This window comes from Mesorhizobium sp. M0239, from assembly GCF_040321815.1.
GTDB lineage: Bacteria > Pseudomonadota > Alphaproteobacteria > Rhizobiales > Rhizobiaceae > Mesorhizobium.
Genome location: NZ_JAMYSG010000035.1, coordinates 45581 through 65613 on the forward strand (window position 1 = coordinate 45581; position 20033 = coordinate 65613).

Genomic DNA, 20033 nt, shown 5'->3' on the forward strand with positions numbered 1-20033 from the left:
TCACGAAGCCTTCACGCAGCGTTCACTAGGTTGCACCTTAATAAGATGAAACCAAAATCCCATCTATCCGTTGTTAGGCGCAGGAGAACACGCACATGCTGATCTACATGCTCGCCACCGCAATGACCGTCGCCATGCTGATCGCCACCGTCTTTGGGCTGCATCACGAGGCACAACGCATCCGCGTCAAGGCAAACACCAAGCGCTTCGAAGGCTTCGGCCCGCGCAAGCCATATCGTCACTACTGATAAAGCCTGATTTGCTGCTGCGCCGGCCAACTGGCCGGCGTTGCCATGTCAAAACCTGGGTGCCGGACTTAGTCCGTACCCTCCGGACCGGCGTCAGGCGCCGGAGCGGCATCGGGACCGCCCTCGACCGTCTCGTCGCTTTCTTCGTCCGCTTGCGGTTCCGATATCCGCTCGACCGAAACCACCTTTTCACCTTCAGCCGTGTTGAAGATGGTCACGCCCTTGGTGGCGCGGCTGGCGAAACGGATGCCGTTGACCGGCACCCGGATGACGGTGCCGCCGTCCGACACCAGCATGATCTGGTCGTCATTGCCGACCGGGAACGTCGCCACCAGCCTGCCAATCTCGGCTGCCTTCGACACGTCGGTGGCGCGGATGCCTTTGCCGCCGCGTCCAGTCAGCCGGAAATCATAAGACGACGAACGCTTGCCGTAGCCGAACTCGGTCACCGTCAGCACGTATTGTTCGTGCGCCTTGAGCTCTTCGTATCGGCTTTCGGAAAGCTCCGTCTCCTCGCCGATCTCCTCATTGGTCAGCGCGATCTCTTCCTCTTCGCCGGCCGTTTCTGTGGCAAGACGCCGCTCCGCCGCCGCGCGCTTCAGGTAAGCGGCGCGTTCCGCCGGCGAAGCATCGACATGCTCTATCACCGACATCGAGATGATGCGGTCGGTCTCGGCCATGGTTATGCCACGCACGCCGACCGAATTGCGGCTCTGGAAGACGCGCACGTCGCCGACGGAGAAGCGTATGCACTGGCCGGAACTGGCGGTCAGCAGCACGTCGTCCTTGTCGGTGCAGGTCTCGACGCCGAGGATCTCGTCGCCTTCTTCCTCCAGCTTCATGGCGATCTTGCCGTTGCGGTTGACCTGGACGAAGTCGGATAGATCGTTACGGCGCACGGTGCCACGCGTGGTGGCGAACATCACGTAGAGTTCGCCCCAGCTGGCCTCGTCCTCGGGCAGCGGCATGATGGTGGTGATGCGCTCGCCCTGCTCCAGCGGCAGCATGTTGATCAGCGCCTTGCCCCGTGACTGCGGATTGCCGATCGGCAGCCGCCAGACCTTTTCCTTGTAGACGATGCCGCGCGAGGAGAAGAACAGCACCGGCGTGTGCGTGTTGGCCACGAACAGCCGGGTGACGAAATCCTCTTCCTTGGTCGACATGCCGGAGCGACCCTTGCCGCCGCGGCGCTGCGCCCGGTAGAGCGACAGCGGCACGCGCTTGATGTAGCCGGAATGGCTCACCGTCACGACCATGTCTTCGCGCTGGATCAGGTCCTCGTCTTCCATGTCCGAACCGCCTTCCGAGAGTTCGGTGCGGCGCGGCGTGCCGAACTCGTCGCGCACGGCGGCAAGCTCGTCCTTGACGATCTGCTGGACGCGCGCGCGGGAAGACAAAATGTCCAGGTAATCGATGATTTCGGCGCCGATCGTGTTCAACTCGTCTGCGATCTCGTCGCGGCCGAGCGCGGTCAGGCGCTGCAGGCGCAGTTCGAGGATGGCGCGCGCCTGTTCCTCTGACAGATTGTAGGTGCCGTCTTCATTGATCCGATGACGCGGGTCATCGATCAGGAGGATCAGAGATTCCACGTCGCCAGAGGGCCAGCGCCGCTCCATCAACTGCTCACGCGCCGTCTGCGGATCCGGAGCGGTGCGGATCAGCTTGATGATCTCGTCGATATTGGCGACGGCGATGGCGAGACCGACCAGCACATGGGCGCGGTCGCGCGCCTTGCGCAGCAGGAATTTCGTCCGCCTTGTGATCACCTCCTCGCGGAAGGCGACGAACGCCTTCAGCATATCGGTCAGGTTCATCACTTCCGGCTTGCCGCCGTTCAGTGCCACCATATTGGCGCCGAAGGAGGTCTGCAGCGGCGTGAAGCGATAGAGCTGGTTGAGGATGACGTCGGCAACGGCGTCGCGCTTCAATTCGATGACGACGCGGTAGCCCTGGCGGTCGCTCTCGTCGCGGATATCGGAAATGCCCTCGATGCGCTTGTCGCGCACCAGTTCAGCCATCTTCTCGATCATCGACGACTTGTTCACCTGGTAGGGAACTTCGGTGATGATGATCGACTCGCGGTCATTGCCGCGCTGTTCGATGTTGACCTTGCCGCGCATGACGATGGAGCCACGGCCGGTCGAATAGGCGTTGTAGATGCCCGAACGGCCAAGCACGATGCCGCCGGTCGGGAAATCCGGTCCCGGAATGATCTCCATCAACGCCGGCAGGTCGATCGCCGGATTGTCGATTAGGGCGATGGCGCCGTTGCAGATTTCGCTGAGATTGTGCGGCGGGATGTTGGTCGCCATGCCGACGGCGATGCCGCCCGAGCCGTTGACCAAAAGGTTGGGAAACCGTGCCGGCAGAACCTTCGGCTCGCTGCCCGACGCGTCATAAGTGTCCTGGAAATCGACGGTATCCTTGTCGATATCCTCCAGGAGCTCGTGCGCGACCTTGGTCAGGCGCGCTTCCGTGTAGCGCATCGCCGCAGGCGGATCGCCGTCGATGGAGCCGAAATTGCCCTGCCCGTCGATCAACGGAACGCGCAGCGACCAGTCCTGTGCCATGCGCACCAAGGCGTCATAGATGGAGGCGTCGCCATGCGGATGGTATTTACCCATCACGTCGGCGACAGGACGCGCCGACTTCACATATTTGCGGTTCCAGTGGTAGCCGCTCTCATGGGCGGCGAAGAGAATGCGGCGATGCACCGGCTTGAGGCCGTCGCGCACGTCCGGCAGCGCACGGCTGACGATCACGCTCATGGCGTAATCGAGATAGGAGCGCTGCATCTCCTCGACGATGGATATCGGCTCGATGCCGGTGGGGCCGCCGTCGGCGCCGCGCGGTGTCTTCTGGTCGGTCAAATCGGATCACAATCTAATCAGGAATCACTTGGTGCTTATATAGGAAGCAAGCCCGAAACTCCAACCTTCACGGCACTTTTCCAGTGTCATTTTTGATGGTAATTTCAAATGGATACCGCTGATTGCGACGATATGGCCAAGGCGGTTTTCGCCGCCCTCTCGCAAAAGCCTGCGTGTGTGCCTTTGCGGGCACGGGGCCGATTCACGAAGCAGAAACGGCCTGTGCGCCACGGCGGCTGCGATACTGGCCCGGCGTCTCCCCCATGATCCGCCGAAAACGACGATTGAAGGTCGACAGATCGTTGAAGCCGGCCTCGAAGGCGATCGCCGAGACCGTATCGTTCGACATGCGTAGCCGCACCGCTGCCCTGTGCAGCCGCGTCTTGAGCAAGAACTGATAGGGCGTCATGCCCGCGACCTGCCGGAAGATGCGCAGGAAATGGTAAGGACTGGTCGCAGTCTCATCCGCAAGCGCTGAAAGCGAGACCGGCCCGTCGGCATCCAACTCTATCCGCCGCACCACTTCGGCCACCCGTTTCTGATCGCGGCGGCTCGGCGCGCGCCTGACATGCGTGGCTCCGGTGGCAATCGTCGCGGCGGCACCGGCCATGCGCAGGGAAAGTTCCTCGAAGGCATCCATGTCAGCAGTCTCGCGCGCGGCTTCCGCCTCGGCCAGCAGTGGCGCCAGCACCGGCAAAGGCGGCAGACGCGGCGTGGCGAAGGCCAGCTTCCTGGCGCCCGGCACGCCGGCCACGACCCGCTCCATGTAAGACGGTCCGAAATGAAACGACAGGCAACGGTCGCCGCCGCCATGCTCATGCCCGCATTCGTAGCATGTGCCGGGATTGCCGAGCAGGAGCGCGCCGGGCGCCAGCATCGCCGTGCCTTGTTGCGCACGGTAGCGGAACGTGCCGCTGGTGACGGCAGCCACGCAGAAATCCTGATGTGCTTCCTCGAACGGCCGGTCGCCGGCACCGGCCGTGCAGATGACATCCGTCACGTGCCAGCCAGGTCCGGAGGCGAGAATATGTGTGGTCGCTGTCATGGCCGAAATATAGCAATTTTTCCCAAGCCCAGAACCCCTTCACCGCCTACCCTTCCCGGTCTCCTGACAAGAAGAGGCCACAACCATGTTCGATCAATCCTCGTTTGCCGAAGCCCTGCATAGCCCCGGACCGATCGAAGGGCTTGCCGAAAAACTGAGCCTTTACGGCCGCTTCGTCGGCGCCTGGACTTTCAACGCCTCGCGCCATCTCGAGGACGGTACGGTGCTGACCGGGCGTGGCGAGGTGCATTTCGGCTGGGTGCTGGAAGGCCGGGCGATTCAGGACGTGTGGATCCTGCCCGCGCGGGACACTGGTTCCCAGCCTTCGCTCGGCAAATGGACTTTTTATGGCACGACGCTGCGCGTCTATGATCCCGGCGCGGATGCCTGGCACATCTTCTGGAGCGATCCGCGCAACCAGTATTACAGCCGCCAGCTCGGTCGCGCCGAGGGCGACACGATCATGCAAGTGGGCGCCGACGGCACCGGCAGTTCAGTACGCTGGAGCTTTTCACGCATCACCGAAAACTCCTTCCGATGGCTGGGCGAACGCTCGCAAGACAATGGCGCGACATGGCGGCTGGAAGTCGAGTTCCTGGCGCGCCGAGAGGTTTGATCGCCGAGGAATGCAGCAGCAGCCCAGAATAAAAGCGTCGCGATCCTTTGCGCCGGCATCAACCACTTTCCCGCTGACAGTTCCCACCGACCGGGCTTTGCTCTACCAATATTCTGTCCGGGCACGGCCCGGCGGGAGGGTCAGAGATGCCGAGTTTCGACAGCCTGTTCAACGCCTTCGTCACCATTCTCGTGACCATCGATCCGCCTGGCCTGGCGCCGCTGTTCCTGGCCGTAACGCGCGGCATGAACCGCGAGGAGCGCCAGCAGGTTTCCGTCCGTGCCTCGATCATCGGCTTCCTGGTGATGGCGTTGTTTGCAGTTGCCGGCGCATCGATCCTGTCGGTGTTCGGCATAACGTTGCCGGCCTTCCGCGTCGCCGGCGGTTTCCTGCTGTTCTTCATCGCCTTCGAGATGGTGTTCGAGCGCCGGCAGGACCGTAAGGAGAAGATCGGCGACGTCGCCATCACCAAGGACATGATCCACAACATCGCCGCCTTCCCGCTGGCGATCCCGCTGATCGCCGGCCCCGGCGCGATTTCGGCGACGGTGCTGCTTTCCGGTTCATTTCAGGGATTTGCCGCGCAGGCAGCCCTGGTCGGCATCATCTTCGTCTGCCTCGCCATCACCTATCTGGTGTTCGTGCTGTCGGAACGCATCGACCGCATCCTCGGCCAGACTGGTCGTTCGATCCTGACCCGGCTGCTTGGCGTCATCCTGGCGGCACTGGCCGTGCAATTCGTGGCCGATGGCATCAAGGCGCTGATGGCGGGGTAACGCGACGAGCTGCCGCCGAAGCCGGCCCTATTTCACAGTCGTGTCGATCACTTCGAAATCGTGGGTAATCGTCGCGGTCTTGGCCAGCATCGCAGACGCCGAGCAATATTTTTCGATCGAAAGGTCGATCGCGCGTTTCACCTTGTCGCTGGAGAGTGCCCTGCCCTTGACGACGAAATGCATATGGATGCGTGTAAAAACCCTGGGCTCGGTTTCGGCCCGGTCGGAGTCGAGTTCGACGACGCAGTCCTCGACCGCCTCGCGGCCTTTTTCGAGGATATGCACGACATCATAGGCCGAACAGCCACCGGTGCCGATCAGCACCAGCTCCATCGGGCTTGGACCCGGCGTCTTGCCTTCCGATCCGTGCGCTGTTCCGAGCACGACCTTGTGACCGCTGCCGGATTCCCCGACGAAGGTGCGCTCCTCGACCCACTTTACGCGTGCTTTCACCGAACTCGTCCTTTCACCGTATTTCCTTGATCGGCCCGGTCAACCTCAATCACGATGCAAAACCCCGAAAGTCCATGAATGACTCTCGGGGCACTGTGTCTGACATAACTGTTGCGATCAGAACGGGATTTCGTCATCCAATTCGCGCGACGAACCGCCACCGCCGCCGCTCTTGGCACCGCCACCACCGCGATTGAAGCCTTCGCTCGGGCTGGACTGGCCGAAATCGGAACCACGGCTGCTGCCGCCACCGGTATAGCCGCCGACCTGACCGCCCTCGCCCTGTCCGCGTGCGTCTAGCATCTGCAGCTCACCGCGGAATTTCTGCAGCACGACTTCCGTCGTGTACTTGTCGGCACCGGTCTGGTCCTGCCATTTGCGCGTCTGCAACTGGCCCTCGACATAGACCTTCATGCCCTTCTTCAGATACTGCTCCGCCACCTTGGCGATGCCCTCATTGAAGATGACGACGTTGTGCCACTCGGTTTTTTCCTTGCGTTCGCCGGAATTCTTGTCGCGCCAGCTTTCCGATGTGGCGATGCGGATGTTGACGACCGGTTCACCCGAATTCAGGCGACGGATTTCGGGATCCGCGCCGAGATTGCCGACCAGAATGACCTTGTTGACGCTACCCGCCATGATATTTCTCCGCGCTCATCCGAAACAAATTTTTGTCGCAGCACCTTACAGGTTGCAGGCGATCGCCGCTTGCCATGGCTGCCTTTACCCACAAGGTTTTTGTTCCCTTTTCGTTCTTATCCGCATCGCTGCTTATTGTCAAGGAATGGCAGCAATGCCGAAGCCGATCATATGGGCTCGAAAAGACCGCTTGCCAAATCGATAAGTATGCACTTATGCTTTTGGCATGATCGAAGCAGAGATTTTTCGCGCACTGGCCGACCCGACGCGCCGCGCCGTCTTTGAGCGGCTGGCCGCCGGCGAGATGAGCGTGTCGGAATTGCGCACCGGGATGACGGTGTCGCAGCCCGCGGTGTCGCAGCATCTGGCGGTGCTGCGTGGCGCCGGGCTGGTGGTCGAGCGGCGAGCCGGCCGCAACGCCTATTACCGCGCCGATCCGCAGGGGCTCGCCCCCTTGCTCTCCTGGATCGAACGCTACCGGACCTTCTGGCCGGAACGCATCGAAAGGCTGAAGGCGGTTTTGAAGGACATGGATCAATGAAGAAGGCGGGATCAACGACCAACAACGGTCAAAGCGACGCCCCGGATGCGCTCGAGTTCGAGTACGAGCTTGCCGAGCCGCCGGAAAAGGTATGGCGGGCCCTGACCGTACCGGAATTGCTGGCCGCCTGGATGATGCCGAACGACATGAGACCCGAGATCGGCAACCGTTTTGCCTTCGCCGGAACGGGCGCGTCGATCGAATGCGAAATCCTCGACGCCGATCCCGAGAAGCTGCTGCGCTATTCCTGGCGGGAGCAGCCAGGCGACGCCGCGCGGCAGGATCCGCTCGACAGCCCATTGGACAGCATTGTCACCTTCACACTTGCCCGAACCGTTTCCGGCGGCACGCATCTGCGTGTCGTCCATGACGGCTTTGCCCGCAAGGCCATGCCTGCCGTCGCCATGGCAGGCGCCGGCTGCCGGGTTTCGCTCGGTGCAAACAGGTCATCTAAGCCAATCGCCGCAAACACGCCTCGCCTCCTGCTTCGCGCGGCCTGAAAACAAAACGGACGGAGAGAGATAATGAGCGGTGTTGCCAGTCTGGTGCCGATGGTTATCGAGCAATCGAGCCGCGGCGAGCGCGCCTTCGACATCTTTTCGCGGCTGCTGCGCGAGCGCATCATCTTCATCAACGGTGAGATCAACGACGACATCTCGGCGTTGGTCTGCGCGCAGCTTCTGTCGCTGGAATCGGACAATCCCGACAAGGAGATCTCGCTCTACATCAACTCGCCGGGCGGCGTGGTCACCAGCGGCTTCGCCATCTACGACACAATGCAATACATCAGCTGCCCGGTGTCGACCGTATGCATGGGCTTTGCCGCATCGATGGGCTCGTTCCTGCTGATGGCAGGCACACCGGGGCGCCGAATTTCCCTGCCGAACGCCACCATCCTGCTGCACCAGCCGCTGGGCGGCTTCCAGGGCCAGGCCTCCGACATCCAGCGCCATGCCGAGCGCATCGGCCGGACGAAACGGCACATGGCCGAACTCTACGCGCAGCATTGCGGCCGCAGCTATGAAGAGGTCGAGCGCACGCTGGACCGCGACCACTTCATGACCGCCCGCGAGGCCCAGGCATGGGGCATCGTCGACCATGTTTTCGACACGCGAAAAAAGGCGGCGTGAGCCAGGGCCGGATCGGAGTACGTCCGGCTGTCGAAGATTTGACGATGCCGGTCTGGTTCCATCGGCGGCGCGCCACTATAGTCTTGGGATGACCGACACTCATCAGTCCAGATCATTGCACCGCGTCATCGCCGTTATAGCGCTCGCCATTGGGGGCCTCACCAGCGGCGCGGCACTTGCCGAAGACAGTTCGCCGTCAACGCAAAAAGGCGCCCTGCCCGGCGTAACCGGTGACTACCGCATCGCCAAGCCGGCTCCGGAGTCCGACGACGCGTTTCCCGGCAACGGCCAGTTCAAGATCGGCGATACGGATGTCAGGATTTCCGGCAGCATCACCGTCGATGTCGGCGCCGGCTCGATCGGGCCGCCGCGCCACTGACAGTCTGTCGGCGCGTGCTGCGTTGCGCCAAACAGACAATCCGCACATGAAAACGGCCCCGCCGTGCTTTGCGCAAACGGACGGGGCCTTTTTGGATCTCAAATCCAATCTCTACCGGGAGTGTACTGCCGGCATTTGATTTCGGATGCAACGCGGCGTTCAACCGACGATCCGACTAACAGTCTCTGATTTTTACGGGGATATGGCAGGTCACGGTTTGTCGGGTGGCGAAAACGCTAAACCCTGGCACTTATGCCTGCCGCCGCTCCAGTAACAACTGGAACCCTATGGGACGATCCGGTGGCGTCATAGCTCCGCTCCTTTGTCCATTGCGACGTTGTCGTCACGAAGCACAAATCGCAAATGCCTGCGGCGTCTCGCAGGCCGCCTTTGGGCGGCGAGGCCATCGAAAGACGGCCGTCTTCGTTGACTGCTGGAGACTGCTCCCGTCAGCTGGTGGCGTCAACCATCAATAGCCGGTTACCGAAAAATGTGATCGCCGGGAGGTTACGTGCAGGTCAGCTTTTGCACAGCTTTGTCAGGAGCGTGTTCGGCCTTTGTTCTTTCCGCTTGCCCGTTCACGCGAAAGACGGTTAAACGCTTTGGTCGGGAATTGTGGCGTCTCTCGACGTGGCGGCAAAACTACCTACATAGGGGATGGCCGGGAAAACCCGCCATTCCAGGAAATTCCAGATTCTGAGGCGGCGACCGGCTATGGCCGACCATAAATATCTTTCCATTCGCGGGGCGCGCGAACACAATCTGAAGAATGTCGATCTCGACTTGCCGCGTGACAGCCTGATTGTCATGACCGGCCTGTCGGGGTCCGGCAAGTCATCGCTTGCCTTCGACACGATCTATGCCGAAGGCCAGCGCCGCTACGTCGAAAGCCTGTCGGCCTACGCGCGGCAATTCCTTGAGATGATGCAGAAGCCTGACGTCGACCAGATCGACGGCCTGTCGCCCGCCATTTCCATCGAGCAGAAGACCACCTCGAAGAACCCGCGTTCGACGGTCGGCACCGTCACCGAGATCTACGACTATATGCGGCTGCTTTTTGCGCGCGTCGGCATCCCCTATTCGCCGGCCACCGGCCTGCCGATCGAGAGCCAGACGGTTTCGCAGATGGTCGACCGCGTACTGGCGATCGAGGAAGGCACGCGCCTGTTCATCCTGGCGCCGATGGTGCGCGGCCGCAAAGGCGAATACCGCAAGGAATTGCTGGAGTTGCAAAAAAAGGGCTTTCAGCGCGTCAAGGTCGATGGCGTCTTCTATGAGATCGCCGACGTGCCGGCGCTCGACAAGAAGTACAAGCATGACCTCGACGTCGTCGTCGACCGCATCGTCGTGCGCGGCGATCTGGCGACGCGGCTTGCCGATTCCATCGAAACGGCGCTGAAGCTGGCCGATGGGCTTGCCGTGGCCGAATTCGCCGACAAGCCGCTCGATTCCAGCCAGACCGGCGAGGATTCGGTCAACAAGTCGAAGAACGAGACGCATGAGCGCATCCTGTTCTCGGAAAAGTTCGCTTGCCCGGTCTCCGGCTTCACCATTCCGGAAATCGAACCGCGGCTGTTCTCGTTCAACAACCCGTTCGGCGCCTGCCCGACCTGCGACGGTCTCGGCAGCCAGCGCGCCATCGATGGCAATCTGATCGTGCCGGACGAGAACATCTCGCTGCGCGACGGCGCCGTCAGCCCGTGGGCGAAGTCGACCTCACCCTATTACGCGCAGACGCTGGAAGCGCTGGGCAAGGCCTATGGCTTCAAGCTCGGCGACAAGTTCAAAGACCTGACCGAAGAGGCCCAGGAAGCCATTCTGCGCGGCACCGGCGAGCGCGAGATCACCTTCCAGTATGATGACGGCCTGCGCTCCTACAAGACGACAAAGACTTTCGAAGGGGTCATCCCCAATCTCGAGCGGCGCTGGAAAGAGACTGAATCCGCCTGGATGCGCGAGGAAATCGAGCGCTTCATGTCGGCGACGCCTTGCCCGGTCTGCAAGGGCTATCGGCTGAAGCCCGAGTCGCTGGCGGTGAAAATCGCCGGCAAGCACATCGGCGAAGTCACCGAACTTTCCATCCGCAAGGCCGACCAGTGGTTCACCGACCTGCCTGCGTCGCTCAACGACAAGCAGAACGAGATCGCGGTGCGGGTCTTGAAGGAGATCCGCGAGCGGCTGCGCTTCCTCAACGATGTCGGGCTCGACTATCTGACGCTGTCGCGCAATTCCGGCACGCTGTCGGGCGGCGAGAGCCAGCGCATCCGGCTGGCGTCGCAGATCGGCTCGGGTCTTACCGGTGTGCTCTATGTGCTGGACGAGCCATCGATCGGCCTGCACCAGCGCGACAATGCCCGTCTGCTCGATACGCTGAAGCATCTGCGCGACATCGGCAACACGGTGATCGTCGTCGAGCATGACGAGGACGCCATCCTGCATGCCGACTATGTCGTCGACATGGGCCCGGCCGCCGGCATCCATGGCGGCGAGATCATCGCCCAGGGCACGCCGCAGCAGGTGATGGCCAATCCCAATTCGATCACCGGCAAATACCTGTCGGGCGCGCTCGAAGTGGCGACGCCCGGCGTGCGACGTGAAGCGAAGAAGAACCGCCGCCTGAAGATCGTCGGCGCGCGCGGCAACAATCTGAAGAACGTCACCGCCGAAATACCGCTCGGCACCTTCACCGCCGTCACCGGCGTGTCCGGCGGCGGCAAGTCGACCTTCCTGATCGAGACGCTGTTCAAGGCTGCCTCGCGCCGCATCATGGGCTCGCGCGAACATCCGGCCGACCACGACCGCATCGAGGGCCTCGAATTCCTCGACAAGGTCATCGACATCGACCAGTCGCCGATCGGTCGCACGCCGCGTTCGAATCCCGCCACCTATACCGGCGCCTTCACGCCGATCCGCGACTGGTTCGCTGGCCTGCCCGAAGCCAAGGCGCGCGGCTACCAGCCGGGACGCTTCTCCTTCAACGTCAAGGGCGGCCGCTGCGAGGCCTGCCAGGGCGACGGCGTCATCAAGATCGAGATGCACTTTTTGCCCGACGTCTACGTCACCTGCGACGTCTGCCACGGCAAGCGCTACAACAGAGAGACGCTCGATGTCGTGTTCAAGGGCAAGTCGATCGCCGACGTGCTCGACATGACGGTCGAGGAAGGCGTCGACTTCTTCGCCGCCGTGCCCGGCGTGCGCGACAAGCTCGAAACGCTGAAGCAGGTCGGCCTCGGCTACATCCACATCGGCCAGCAGGCGACGACGCTGTCCGGCGGCGAGGCGCAGCGCATCAAGCTCGCCAAGGAACTGTCGCGCAAGGCAACTGGCAAGACGCTCTATATCCTCGACGAGCCGACCACCGGGCTGCATTTCCACGACGTCGCCAAGCTGTTGGAAGTGCTGCATGAACTGGTCGACCAGGGCAACACGGTGGTGGTCATCGAGCACAATCTCGAAGTGATCAAGACCGCCGACTGGGTGCTCGACCTCGGCCCCGAAGGCGGCGACGGCGGCGGCGAACTGGTTGCCTCCGGCACGCCGGAAGTAATCGTGCGCGAGAAGCGCAGCTACACCGGCCAGTTCCTCAAGGAGCTTCTGGAGCGGCGCCCCGGAGGCAAGCGCGAAGCGGCGGAGTGATCGGACCGGTTGGCGCCTGGAGAGCTTTTGAATGAAAATCAGAAGAGCGCTTGCCGGTGATCTCCAAACTGTCGTCTCGCTGACGGAAGCGGCCTATGCGCCTTACACTGCACTGTTAGGCGCACCGCCGATCCCAGTCACCGAAGACTATACGCCGCGCATCGCGCGCGGCGAGGTGTGGGTGTTGGAAAGCGGCAGCGAAATTGCCGGAGTACTCACACTGGAACGGCACGACGATCACGCGATGATCTTCTCCGTCGCGGTCTCTCCTGACTTTCAGGGCAAAGGCTTCGGTATTGCGTTGCTCAAACACGCGGACGAACAGACGCGGCTGTGGCGCTTGCCCGAGGTGCGGCTTTACACCAACGCCAGGATGGAGCGGAACATCGCGCTCTATCTGGCCTACGGTTTCCACGAAACGGGTCGCCGGCCCAATCCCTACCGGCCGGGATGGGTGCTCGTCGACATGGCAAAAGTCGTCGATGATACCACCGCGGCCTGATTTTTTCAGCACTGGGAGGATGACAATGAGCACATCGGGAACAATCCGCGCCGGCATGGGCGGCTGGACCTTCGAGCCCTGGGATACGTCCTTCTATCCCGACAAGCTTCCCAAGGCCAAGCAGCTGAACTACGCCACTCGCCAGGTGCCGAGCATCGAGGTCAACGGCACTTACTATTCCAGCTTCAAGGAGCCGACCTTCGTTAAATGGGCCAACGAGGCGCCGGACGGTTTCGTGTACTCGCTAAAGGGCAACCGCTTCGTCACCAACCGGCGCGTGCTCGGCGAGGCCGGCGAATCGATGATGCGCTTCCTCGGCTCGGGTGTTGCCGCGCTCGGTGAAAAGCTCGGGCCGATCCTGTGGCAGTTCGCGCCGACCAAGAAATTCGATCCGGACGATTTCGAAGCCTTTTTGAAACTGCTGCCGGAAAAGCAGGACGGCGTTGGGCTGCGCCATGCGCTCGAAGTCCGCAACGACAGTTTTGTCGTGCCGGAATTCGCAGCACTTGCCCGAAAATACAAGGCCGCGATCGTTTACGCCGACCATGCCAAATATCCCGACATCGCCGATGTCACCGGTGATTTCGTCTACGCCCGGCTGCAGACCGGCAGCGATGACAATCCCGACTGCTACACGCCGAAAGGCCTCGATGAATGGGCCGCGCGGGTAAAGATTTGGGCGCAAGGCAAGCAGCCGGCCGACCTGCGGCGCGCCGACCCCGCCACCGATGCGCCGGTCAAGCCGCGCGACGTGTTCGTCTACTTCATCACCGAGGGCAAGGTGCGCGCGCCGTTCGGCGCCATGGCACTGATGAAGCGAGTGGACCAGGGTCAGCCGGTGCCCTGACGCAGCGGAATCATGGCATCTTCGCTACCGTCGTAACCTTATCGATACCTCCTTGCTGCATGAATCCAGCCGAACCAGTCGCAGATTTGGGCCGCCGCGGGCAAGGACGAGGGGCATGTCGCTCGACTACACTTCACTTCTGCTGGCTGTCGGTTTTTCCGCTGCCTGCCTGAGCCTGACATTGTTTGGCATGTGGCTGACCGCTCGCTCGGAGAAATTCCTGCTGACATGGGCGATCAGTCTGGTGTTCGTGGTCGGCGATATTTTTGTCTATGACGCCTATATCGATATGCCCGGGCGCCTGCTCGGCATCGCCACGCTGGCTTTCCTCCTGCTCGGTTTCTCGACAATGCTGGGCGCGGCCTACCAGTTCAGAACCGGCGGCTCGCCAGTGCCGCGAACGGTGCTTGGCAGCGCCATTTCGCTGGCCGTGACGTTGCCTCCGATGGCTCTAGGCTATGACGGGCTGGGCTTCATGTTCGAAAATGCCTTCGCCGCCTTGCTTCTGTTCGCAACGGCGGTCGAATACTGGAAAGGCCGCGACGAAGCCCCTGCCCTGACGATCGGTATCACCGCGCTCTATTCCGCCACGGCCGCATCCTTCGCTCTCTGCGCCATGGTTCTAGCCTTGGATGGAAAGCTGGTCCTTGGACATGCGCCAAGCAACTGGGCCGAGGAACTGAGCCTCATCATCGTCATCGCCAGCATGACCGGGATCGGGGCGCTTTCCCTGGCCCTGAACCAGGGACGTCTGGCCCGGCATCACCGCCACAATGCCCTGACCGACCCGCTGACCGGCCTGCTCAACCGCCGCGCCCTGTTCGACCTGCACGGCGATGCGCCGGTCGGCGCCTTCACGGCGGTGGTCGTCTTCGATCTCGACAACTTCAAGGCCGTCAACGACGAATTCGGCCACGCCGCCGGCGATGAGGTGCTGAAGGTGTTCGCACGGGAACTCGCCGGCAATCTCCGCCCGGGCGACGTCGCCGCGCGCATGGGCGGCGAGGAATTCGCGCTGGTGCTGAAGCGGACCTTGCCCGAAACGGTGGAGGCCACCGCCGAGGCCATACGGACAGCTTTTGCCGCGCACCGCATCGAAACCGAGACAGGCTCGCTGATATGCACGGTCAGCGCCGGGTTTGCCTTCGGCACCAAGGAAGGCCTCGGCTTCGACAAGGTGCTCAATGCCGCCGACAAGGCGCTCTACGACGCCAAGCGCAGTGGCCGCAACCGCGTCACCGCCTCTCCGTTCAGGCGCGCAGGCTGATCGCGCATCTGTGGCAGCCACGATCACGATGAGCGGTGCGACTTCCAGAGCATTTCACCGTTTCAAGGAAACGGCGAGCTGCTCTAACCCTGATGCAATTATCCAGGGAAAGCGCTTCGCACTTTTCCCAGAATTGCTCTACGCCGCCATCACGATTTCATTGAATGCATCCAGGTCGACATAGAAGACCTTGGTGATCTCCTCGATCAGGTCGTCATGGCCGTAGCCTTGGGACTTCAAGATGTTGATGGCAGTGATGATATCGACGCGCTCGGTAAGCCGCCGCTTCTGGTAGTCCTCGACGTAACGTTCCATGGCTGTCCCTTAGCCTGTGTGCCCAAACGCGTTGAACGACAAAGATCGCAGGAGAGAAGCTAGGAAGCCTTGCTTGCGTGAGACTTGCCGGTGATAGCCGCGGCTCGATCTGCGATAAACCAGACTGGTACGGAAGCGGCCGACTCACAAAAGCCTAGGAAAAGACTAGCACGCAGTTGCCGATGCACCAGAGACGCTGATGCAGGGCCGGAGAAATATTGGACTTGGCAAGGACTTCGGATCGTCAACTGAAGTGCGGCGGCGATTCTACACCGTCAGGAACTTCCGGACATCGGCACGGTCCAGATCTTCCGCCGGACCGGTATGGACGATCACGCCCCGGTCCATGATGTTGACCTCGTCGGCGAGTTCGCGGCAGAAATCGAGATATTGTTCGACCAGAAGCACGGCGATGCCGGCTTGGTCGCGCAGGTAGCGGATGGCGCGGCCGATATCCTTGATGATCGACGGCTGGATACCTTCGGTCGGCTCGTCCAGCACCAGCAGTTTCGGCCGCATCACCAGCGCCCTGCCGATGGCGAGCTGCTGCTGCTGGCCGCCGGAAAGATCGCCACCGCGACGGCCGAGCATCTGCTTCAGCACCGGGAACAATTCGAAGACATGCGCCGGAATGTTGCGGTCGGCCCGTTTCAGCGGCGCAAAGCCTGATTCCAGGTTCTCCCGCACGGTGAGCAGCGGAAAGACCTCCCTGCCCTGCGGTACGAATGCGATGCCCGACCGGGCGCGGTCATACGCCGCGCTCCGGTCGAGCGCCTTCCCCTCGAAGGCAACGCTTCCGCTCGTCAGCCGGTGATGGCCGACGATCGATCTCATCAAACTGGTCTTGCCGACGCCGTTGCGGCCGAGCACGCAGGTGATCTTGCCGGCGCCCGCCTTCAGCGACACGCCGCGCAGCGCCTGGGCGGCGCCGTAGTGCAGCGTGGCATTGGAAACCTCGAGCATGTCAGCGCCTTTTCCAGAACCGCAGGAACGACAGATCGAAGTGATGGAATTGCACCCGCCAGACCATGCTCATCTCCCCAGATAGACTTCGACGACACGCTCGTCGGCCGACACGAAATCGAGCGTGCCTTCGCTCAGCACCGAGCCCTCATGCAGGCAGGTGACCTTGACGCCGAGCTCGCGCACGAAATGCATGTCGTGCTCGACGACGATGACCGAATGGTCGCGGGCAATATCCTTGAGCAGCCGCGCGGTTTCCTCGGTCTCGGCATCGGTCATGCCGGCGACCGGCTCGTCGACCAGAAGCAGCTTCGGATCCTGCGCCAAGAGCATGCCGATCTCGAGCCACTGCTTTTGTCCATGGCTGAGATTGGCCGCCAGTTCGTTACGCTTGTCGCCAAGCCGGATGATGCCGAGGATGTCATTGATCTGGCGCGTCTCGGCGGTTGAGCGGCGATGAAACAGCGCCGGGTAGATCGAGCGCGGCCCCTTTAGCGCCAGCATCAGGTTTTCCTCGATCGTGTGGCTTTCGAACACGGTCGGCTTCTGAAACTTGCGGCCGATGCCCATCATGGCGATCTCGGCCTCATCATGCTTGGTCAGATCGACCTCGCCGTCGAAGAACACGTCGCCTTCGTCGGGCCGCGTCTTGCCGGTGACGATGTCCATCATCGTCGTCTTGCCGGCGCCGTTGGGGCCGATGATGGCGCGCATCTCACCCTTGTCGAGCACCAGCGACAGATTGTTGATGGCGCGAAAGCCGTCGAAGGAGACCGAGACGCCGTCGAGATAAAGGATCGTGTTCGACTTTGACATGGTCGCTCACTCCGCCGGCTGCGGTTCGGGGTTGCTGGCGGACCAGTCGCCGGGCTTTCTCGCCTCGCTGCGAACGATTTTCGCCGGCGGCGGGACGTCGGCATCGGTGCCGGCTTCCTCGGCAATCGAAGCTGCCCGCAACGCCCTGGCGTTGCCGCGCCAGCTGTCCCACATGCCGATGATGCCCTTGGGCAGCAAGAGCGTGACGGCGACGAACAGCCCACCCAAGGCAAACAGCCAGAATTCCGGCAGCACGCCGGTGAACCAGGATTTGCCGGCATTGACCAGCAACGCACCGATGATCGGTCCGACAATGGTGCCGCGCCCGCCGACGGCGGCCCACACAACGACCTCGATCGAATTGGCCGGCTCGAATTCACCCGGATTGATGATGCCGACCTGCGGCACGTAGAGCGCGCCGGCTATGCCGGCCATGACGGCCGAGACGGTGAAGGCGAACAGTTTTACGTTCTCCGCCCGCCAGCCGAGGAAGCGCGTGCGGCTCTCGGCATCGCGCACAGCCATCAAGAGCTTGCCGTATTTGGAGCCGACGATCGCCCAGGTGACGAAGACGGCTAGCGCGAGCATCACGGCGCTGGCGGCAAACAGCGCCGAGCGCGTCGCGTCAGCCTGCACGTTGAAGCCCAGAATATCTTTGAAATCGGTCAGGCCGTTGTTGCCGCCGAACCCCATGTCGTTGCGAAAAAAGGCAAGCAGCAGCGCGTACGTCATCGCCTGGGTGATGATCGAGAGATAAACGCCGGTGACGCGGCTGCGGAAGGCGAACCAGCCAAAGACGAAAGCGAGCAGGCCGGGCACCGCGAGCACCATGAGGCCGGCGAACCAGAAATGGTCGAAACCGTACCAGAACCAGGGCAATTCCTTGTAGTTCAGGAACACCATGAAGTCGGGCAAGATGGGATTGCCGTAGACGCCGCGTGAGCCGATCTGGCGCATCAGATACATGCCCATCGCATAGCCGCCGAGCGCGAAGAAGGCGCCGTGGCCAAGCGAAAGGATGCCGCAATAGCCCCAGACAAGATCGAGCGCCAAGGCGAGCAGTGCATAACAGAGATATTTGCCGGTCAGCGCGACAATGTAGGATGGGATGTAGAAGGCGCTGGCAGGAGACACCGCAAGGTTGAGCAGCGGCACGATGACGGCCACCGCCAGCAGGATGAAGATCGTGATGGCGATGCGGCGGTCCGCGCCGGCGGCAAAGAAGCGTCCCGTGATCATGCTTCCACCGCCCTGCCCTTGAGCGCGAACAGGCCGCGCGGGCGCTTCTGTATGAACAGGATGATCAGCACCAGCACGACGATCTTGCCGAGCACCGCGCCCGCATAAGGCTCGAGGAACTTGTTGACGATGCCAAGCGAGAAGGCGCCGACCAGCGTGCCCCACAGATTGCCGACCCCGCCGAAGACGACGACCATGAAGCTGTCGATGATGTAGCCGCGACCGAGATTGGGCGAGACATTGTCGATCTGGCTGAGCGCGACACCGGCAATGCCTGCAATGCCGGAGCCGAGCGCGAAAGTCAGCGCGTCTACCCATGGCGTCCTGATGCCCATCGAGGCGGCCATGCGCCGGTTGGCGGTGACGGCGCGCATCTGAAGGCCCCAGGGCGTGCGCTTCATCACGTAGAGCAGGATGCCGAAGACAGCGAGCGCGAAAACCAGGATCCACAGCCGGTTCCAGGTGATCGCCAACTGTCCGACATTGAACGAGCCCGACATCCACGAGGGGTTGCCCACCTCCTGGTTGGTCGGCCCGAAGATCGAACGCACGGCCTGTTGCAGGATCAGCGAGACGCCCCAAGTCGCAAGCAGTGTTTCCAGCGGCCGCCCGTAGAGAAAGCGGATGACGCCGCGCTCGATGATCAGGCCGACCAGAGCCGAGACGAGGAAAGCCAGCGGCAGCGCAATAACCAGCGACCAGTCGAACAGGCCGGGAAAGGAGGTGCGGATCACCTGCTGGACGACGAAGGTCGTGTAGGCGCCGAGCATGACCATCTCGCCGTGCGCCATGTTGATAACGCCCATGACGCCGAAGGTGATGGCAAGGCCGATCGCCGCCAGCAGCAGCACCGAGCCCAGCGAAATGCCGTACCAGATGTTCTGGCCGGCATCCCAGAAGGCCAGCGTCGAATTGATGTTGGCGATTGCGGTCGTCGCCGCTTGCCTGACCGCGTCGGTGGAGTTCGCCTCGACAGACGTGAGCAGGGAAACCGCGTCGCGGTCGCCCCGCGCTCCGATCAGCGCGATGGCAGCGAGCTTTTCGCCATCAGGCCGGTCGGAGACCAGAACGGAGGCCGCACGGGCCTGTTCGAGCAGAGCCTTGGCGCTTGCCACGGTCTCGCTGGCAATGGCCGTGTCGAGCGGTCCGATGTTTGCGGCGTCGGGCGTTTTGAACATGGTGTCGGCGGCGGCGATGCGCACGGCCGGATCCTTGGCGCCAAGCGTCAGCGTGCCCAACGCATCGCGGATGACGCGACGCAGCGTGTTGTTGACCTTGATCTTGGTGATGTCGTCCTTGGCCGCCTCGCCCGATGCCTCGCCGCTCAACGGGTCGGAAAGCTGGACGCTTTCGCCCGCTTCCTTGCCGACAAACACCAGGGAATCGGCCTTGCGGACATAGAGGTTGCCGTCGGCCAGTGCCGCAAGCGGCCCCTCCACCGCCGGATCGCCGGCAGCAGCCAGTTCGTGGACGACGGCTCCGATCTCGGAAAAGCCCTTGGCCGCGGCGAATTTGGCGATGATGCCGCGCAGATCGGCTTCGCCGGCGCCGGAGGACGACAGTGTCGCCAGCAGGAACAACAGCATCAAACCAATCGTACGAAACAGGTTCATCGGTCTCTGGTAACCCTTGAAGGTTGAAGTGGGCGTTGGGGGGCGCGGGGGCCGACAACCGGCCGGGCGCCGCGGGGCAAGTCCACACGCGGGGGGGGGAGTTAGGGGGACAGGATGCGCCCCATTCCCGCGGACCAA

At 62.3% G+C, this 20033-nt stretch carries 20 protein-coding genes; 11 read left to right on the forward strand and 9 right to left on the reverse strand.

The window, feature by feature from the left end; genetic code table 11:
- Positions 1–95 precede the first annotated feature (95 nt).
- The gene (locus NKI99_RS28635; RefSeq protein WP_352553047.1) at positions 96–248 is read left to right on the forward strand and encodes a hypothetical protein; all 153 of its coding nucleotides are present in this window, start codon (positions 96–98) and stop codon (positions 246–248) included.
- Positions 249–316: 68 nt separating this feature from the next.
- Here NKI99_RS28635 and gyrA read toward each other — a convergent pair whose 3' ends face one another.
- Both gyrA and NKI99_RS28645 read right to left on the reverse strand, forming a co-directional pair.
- Positions 317–3118, reverse strand: coding sequence for a DNA gyrase subunit A (gyrA, locus tag NKI99_RS28640; protein ID WP_352612943.1), 2802 nt, complete (start codon positions 3116–3118; stop codon positions 317–319).
- Between the two features lie 202 nt (positions 3119–3320).
- On the reverse strand, positions 3321–4163 hold the full coding sequence (locus tag NKI99_RS28645) for a helix-turn-helix transcriptional regulator (RefSeq protein ID WP_352612945.1): 843 nt from the start codon (positions 4161–4163) through the stop codon (positions 3321–3323).
- Positions 4164–4248: 85 nt separating this feature from the next.
- Between NKI99_RS28645 and NKI99_RS28650 the strand changes: the two genes are divergently transcribed.
- Together NKI99_RS28650 and NKI99_RS28655 are read left to right on the forward strand one after the other, a co-directional pair.
- The gene (locus NKI99_RS28650; RefSeq protein WP_023812997.1) at positions 4249–4779 is read left to right on the forward strand and encodes a hypothetical protein; all 531 of its coding nucleotides are present in this window, start codon (positions 4249–4251) and stop codon (positions 4777–4779) included.
- A 146-nt stretch (positions 4780–4925) separates the two neighbouring features.
- Positions 4926–5555: a MarC family protein gene (locus NKI99_RS28655; RefSeq protein WP_023670949.1), complete on the forward strand. Its 630-nt coding sequence runs from the start codon at positions 4926–4928 to the stop codon at positions 5553–5555.
- Between the two features lie 27 nt (positions 5556–5582).
- Here the strand turns inward: NKI99_RS28655 and NKI99_RS28660 are convergent, their stop codons facing one another.
- Both NKI99_RS28660 and NKI99_RS28665 read right to left on the reverse strand, forming a co-directional pair.
- Positions 5583–6008, reverse strand: a complete 426-nt coding sequence (locus tag NKI99_RS28660) for an OsmC family protein (RefSeq protein ID WP_023812998.1) — start codon at positions 6006–6008, stop codon at positions 5583–5585.
- Between the two features lie 117 nt (positions 6009–6125).
- Positions 6126–6647, reverse strand: coding sequence for a single-stranded DNA-binding protein (locus NKI99_RS28665; protein ID WP_127270744.1), 522 nt, complete (start codon positions 6645–6647; stop codon positions 6126–6128).
- Between the two features lie 226 nt (positions 6648–6873).
- On the opposite strand from NKI99_RS28665, the gene NKI99_RS28670 reads away from it, so the two are divergent.
- The 8 genes from NKI99_RS28670 to NKI99_RS28705 all read left to right on the forward strand — a co-directional run bounded on the left by NKI99_RS28670 (position 6874) and on the right by NKI99_RS28705 (position 14949).
- Positions 6874–7188 (forward strand): ArsR/SmtB family transcription factor, encoded by a 315-nt coding sequence (locus NKI99_RS28670; RefSeq protein WP_013531836.1) that lies wholly within the window; start codon positions 6874–6876, stop codon positions 7186–7188.
- Positions 7185–7688, forward strand: coding sequence for an SRPBCC family protein (locus NKI99_RS28675; RefSeq protein WP_352612947.1), 504 nt, complete (start codon positions 7185–7187; stop codon positions 7686–7688). Before NKI99_RS28670 ends, NKI99_RS28675 begins: the two co-directional genes overlap by 4 nt.
- 24 nt (positions 7689–7712) lie before the next feature.
- Positions 7713–8318 (forward strand): ATP-dependent Clp protease proteolytic subunit, encoded by a 606-nt coding sequence (locus tag NKI99_RS28680; RefSeq protein ID WP_127295901.1) that lies wholly within the window; start codon positions 7713–7715, stop codon positions 8316–8318.
- 88 nt (positions 8319–8406) lie between these two features.
- On the forward strand, positions 8407–8697 hold the full coding sequence (locus NKI99_RS28685) for a hypothetical protein (RefSeq protein ID WP_352612949.1): 291 nt from the start codon (positions 8407–8409) through the stop codon (positions 8695–8697).
- A 714-nt stretch (positions 8698–9411) separates the two neighbouring features.
- A complete protein-coding gene (gene uvrA / locus NKI99_RS28690; RefSeq protein ID WP_352612951.1) occupies positions 9412–12333 on the forward strand; it encodes an excinuclease ABC subunit UvrA in 2922 nt (973 codons plus the stop codon).
- A gap of 31 nt (positions 12334–12364) precedes the next feature.
- Positions 12365–12835: a GNAT family N-acetyltransferase gene (locus NKI99_RS28695; protein ID WP_352612952.1), complete on the forward strand. Its 471-nt coding sequence runs from the start codon at positions 12365–12367 to the stop codon at positions 12833–12835.
- A gap of 25 nt (positions 12836–12860) precedes the next feature.
- On the forward strand, positions 12861–13682 hold the full coding sequence (locus NKI99_RS28700; protein WP_023813004.1) for a DUF72 domain-containing protein: 822 nt from the start codon (positions 12861–12863) through the stop codon (positions 13680–13682).
- A 115-nt stretch (positions 13683–13797) separates the two neighbouring features.
- Positions 13798–14949, forward strand: a complete 1152-nt coding sequence (locus NKI99_RS28705) for a GGDEF domain-containing protein (RefSeq protein ID WP_352612954.1) — start codon at positions 13798–13800, stop codon at positions 14947–14949.
- A 138-nt stretch (positions 14950–15087) separates the two neighbouring features.
- Here NKI99_RS28705 and NKI99_RS28710 read toward each other — a convergent pair whose 3' ends face one another.
- From NKI99_RS28710 to urtB, 5 genes are all read right to left on the reverse strand, one after another.
- A complete protein-coding gene (locus NKI99_RS28710; RefSeq protein WP_023759335.1) occupies positions 15088–15264 on the reverse strand; it encodes a hypothetical protein in 177 nt (58 codons plus the stop codon).
- A 267-nt stretch (positions 15265–15531) separates the two neighbouring features.
- Positions 15532–16227, reverse strand: a complete 696-nt coding sequence (gene urtE / locus NKI99_RS28715; protein ID WP_023813006.1) for an urea ABC transporter ATP-binding subunit UrtE — start codon at positions 16225–16227, stop codon at positions 15532–15534.
- 69 nt (positions 16228–16296) lie between these two features.
- Positions 16297–17043, reverse strand: a complete 747-nt coding sequence (urtD, locus tag NKI99_RS28720; protein ID WP_352612956.1) for an urea ABC transporter ATP-binding protein UrtD — start codon at positions 17041–17043, stop codon at positions 16297–16299.
- Between the two features lie 6 nt (positions 17044–17049).
- Complete coding sequence (gene urtC / locus NKI99_RS28725; protein WP_023813008.1) at positions 17050–18282, reverse strand: urea ABC transporter permease subunit UrtC; 1233 nt, start codon at positions 18280–18282, stop codon at positions 17050–17052.
- Positions 18279–19895, reverse strand: a complete 1617-nt coding sequence (gene urtB / locus NKI99_RS28730) for an urea ABC transporter permease subunit UrtB (RefSeq protein ID WP_352612958.1) — start codon at positions 19893–19895, stop codon at positions 18279–18281. Before urtB ends, urtC begins: the two co-directional genes overlap by 4 nt.
- Positions 19896–20033 lie beyond the last annotated feature (138 nt).

What these genes read in the sequence shown, in the direction of transcription:
- urtB (WP_352612958.1), bottom strand. Translation starts at nt 19,895, where the DNA reads ATGAACCTGTTTCGTACGATTGGTTTGATGCTGTTGTTCCTGCTGGCG.
- NKI99_RS28665 (WP_127270744.1), bottom strand. Translation starts at nt 6,647, where the DNA reads ATGGCGGGTAGCGTCAACAAGGTCATTCTGGTCGGCAATCTCGGCGCG.
- NKI99_RS28685 (WP_352612949.1), top strand. Translation starts at nt 8,407, where the DNA reads ATGACCGACACTCATCAGTCCAGATCATTGCACCGCGTCATCGCCGTT.
- NKI99_RS28675 (WP_352612947.1), top strand. Translation starts at nt 7,185, where the DNA reads ATGAAGAAGGCGGGATCAACGACCAACAACGGTCAAAGCGACGCCCCG.
- NKI99_RS28705 (WP_352612954.1), top strand. Translation starts at nt 13,798, where the DNA reads ATGTCGCTCGACTACACTTCACTTCTGCTGGCTGTCGGTTTTTCCGCT.
- uvrA (WP_352612951.1), top strand. Translation starts at nt 9,412, where the DNA reads ATGGCCGACCATAAATATCTTTCCATTCGCGGGGCGCGCGAACACAAT.
- NKI99_RS28645 (WP_352612945.1), bottom strand. Translation starts at nt 4,163, where the DNA reads ATGACAGCGACCACACATATTCTCGCCTCCGGACCTGGCTGGCACGTG.
- NKI99_RS28680 (WP_127295901.1), top strand. Translation starts at nt 7,713, where the DNA reads ATGAGCGGTGTTGCCAGTCTGGTGCCGATGGTTATCGAGCAATCGAGC.
- urtE (WP_023813006.1), bottom strand. Translation starts at nt 16,227, where the DNA reads ATGCTCGAGGTTTCCAATGCCACGCTGCACTACGGCGCCGCCCAGGCG.
- urtC (WP_023813008.1), bottom strand. Translation starts at nt 18,282, where the DNA reads ATGATCACGGGACGCTTCTTTGCCGCCGGCGCGGACCGCCGCATCGCC.
- NKI99_RS28655 (WP_023670949.1), top strand. Translation starts at nt 4,926, where the DNA reads ATGCCGAGTTTCGACAGCCTGTTCAACGCCTTCGTCACCATTCTCGTG.
- urtD (WP_352612956.1), bottom strand. Translation starts at nt 17,043, where the DNA reads ATGTCAAAGTCGAACACGATCCTTTATCTCGACGGCGTCTCGGTCTCC.
- NKI99_RS28635 (WP_352553047.1), top strand. Translation starts at nt 96, where the DNA reads ATGCTGATCTACATGCTCGCCACCGCAATGACCGTCGCCATGCTGATC.
- NKI99_RS28650 (WP_023812997.1), top strand. Translation starts at nt 4,249, where the DNA reads ATGTTCGATCAATCCTCGTTTGCCGAAGCCCTGCATAGCCCCGGACCG.
- NKI99_RS28710 (WP_023759335.1), bottom strand. Translation starts at nt 15,264, where the DNA reads ATGGAACGTTACGTCGAGGACTACCAGAAGCGGCGGCTTACCGAGCGC.
- NKI99_RS28695 (WP_352612952.1), top strand. Translation starts at nt 12,365, where the DNA reads ATGAAAATCAGAAGAGCGCTTGCCGGTGATCTCCAAACTGTCGTCTCG.
- NKI99_RS28700 (WP_023813004.1), top strand. Translation starts at nt 12,861, where the DNA reads ATGAGCACATCGGGAACAATCCGCGCCGGCATGGGCGGCTGGACCTTC.
- NKI99_RS28670 (WP_013531836.1), top strand. Translation starts at nt 6,874, where the DNA reads ATGATCGAAGCAGAGATTTTTCGCGCACTGGCCGACCCGACGCGCCGC.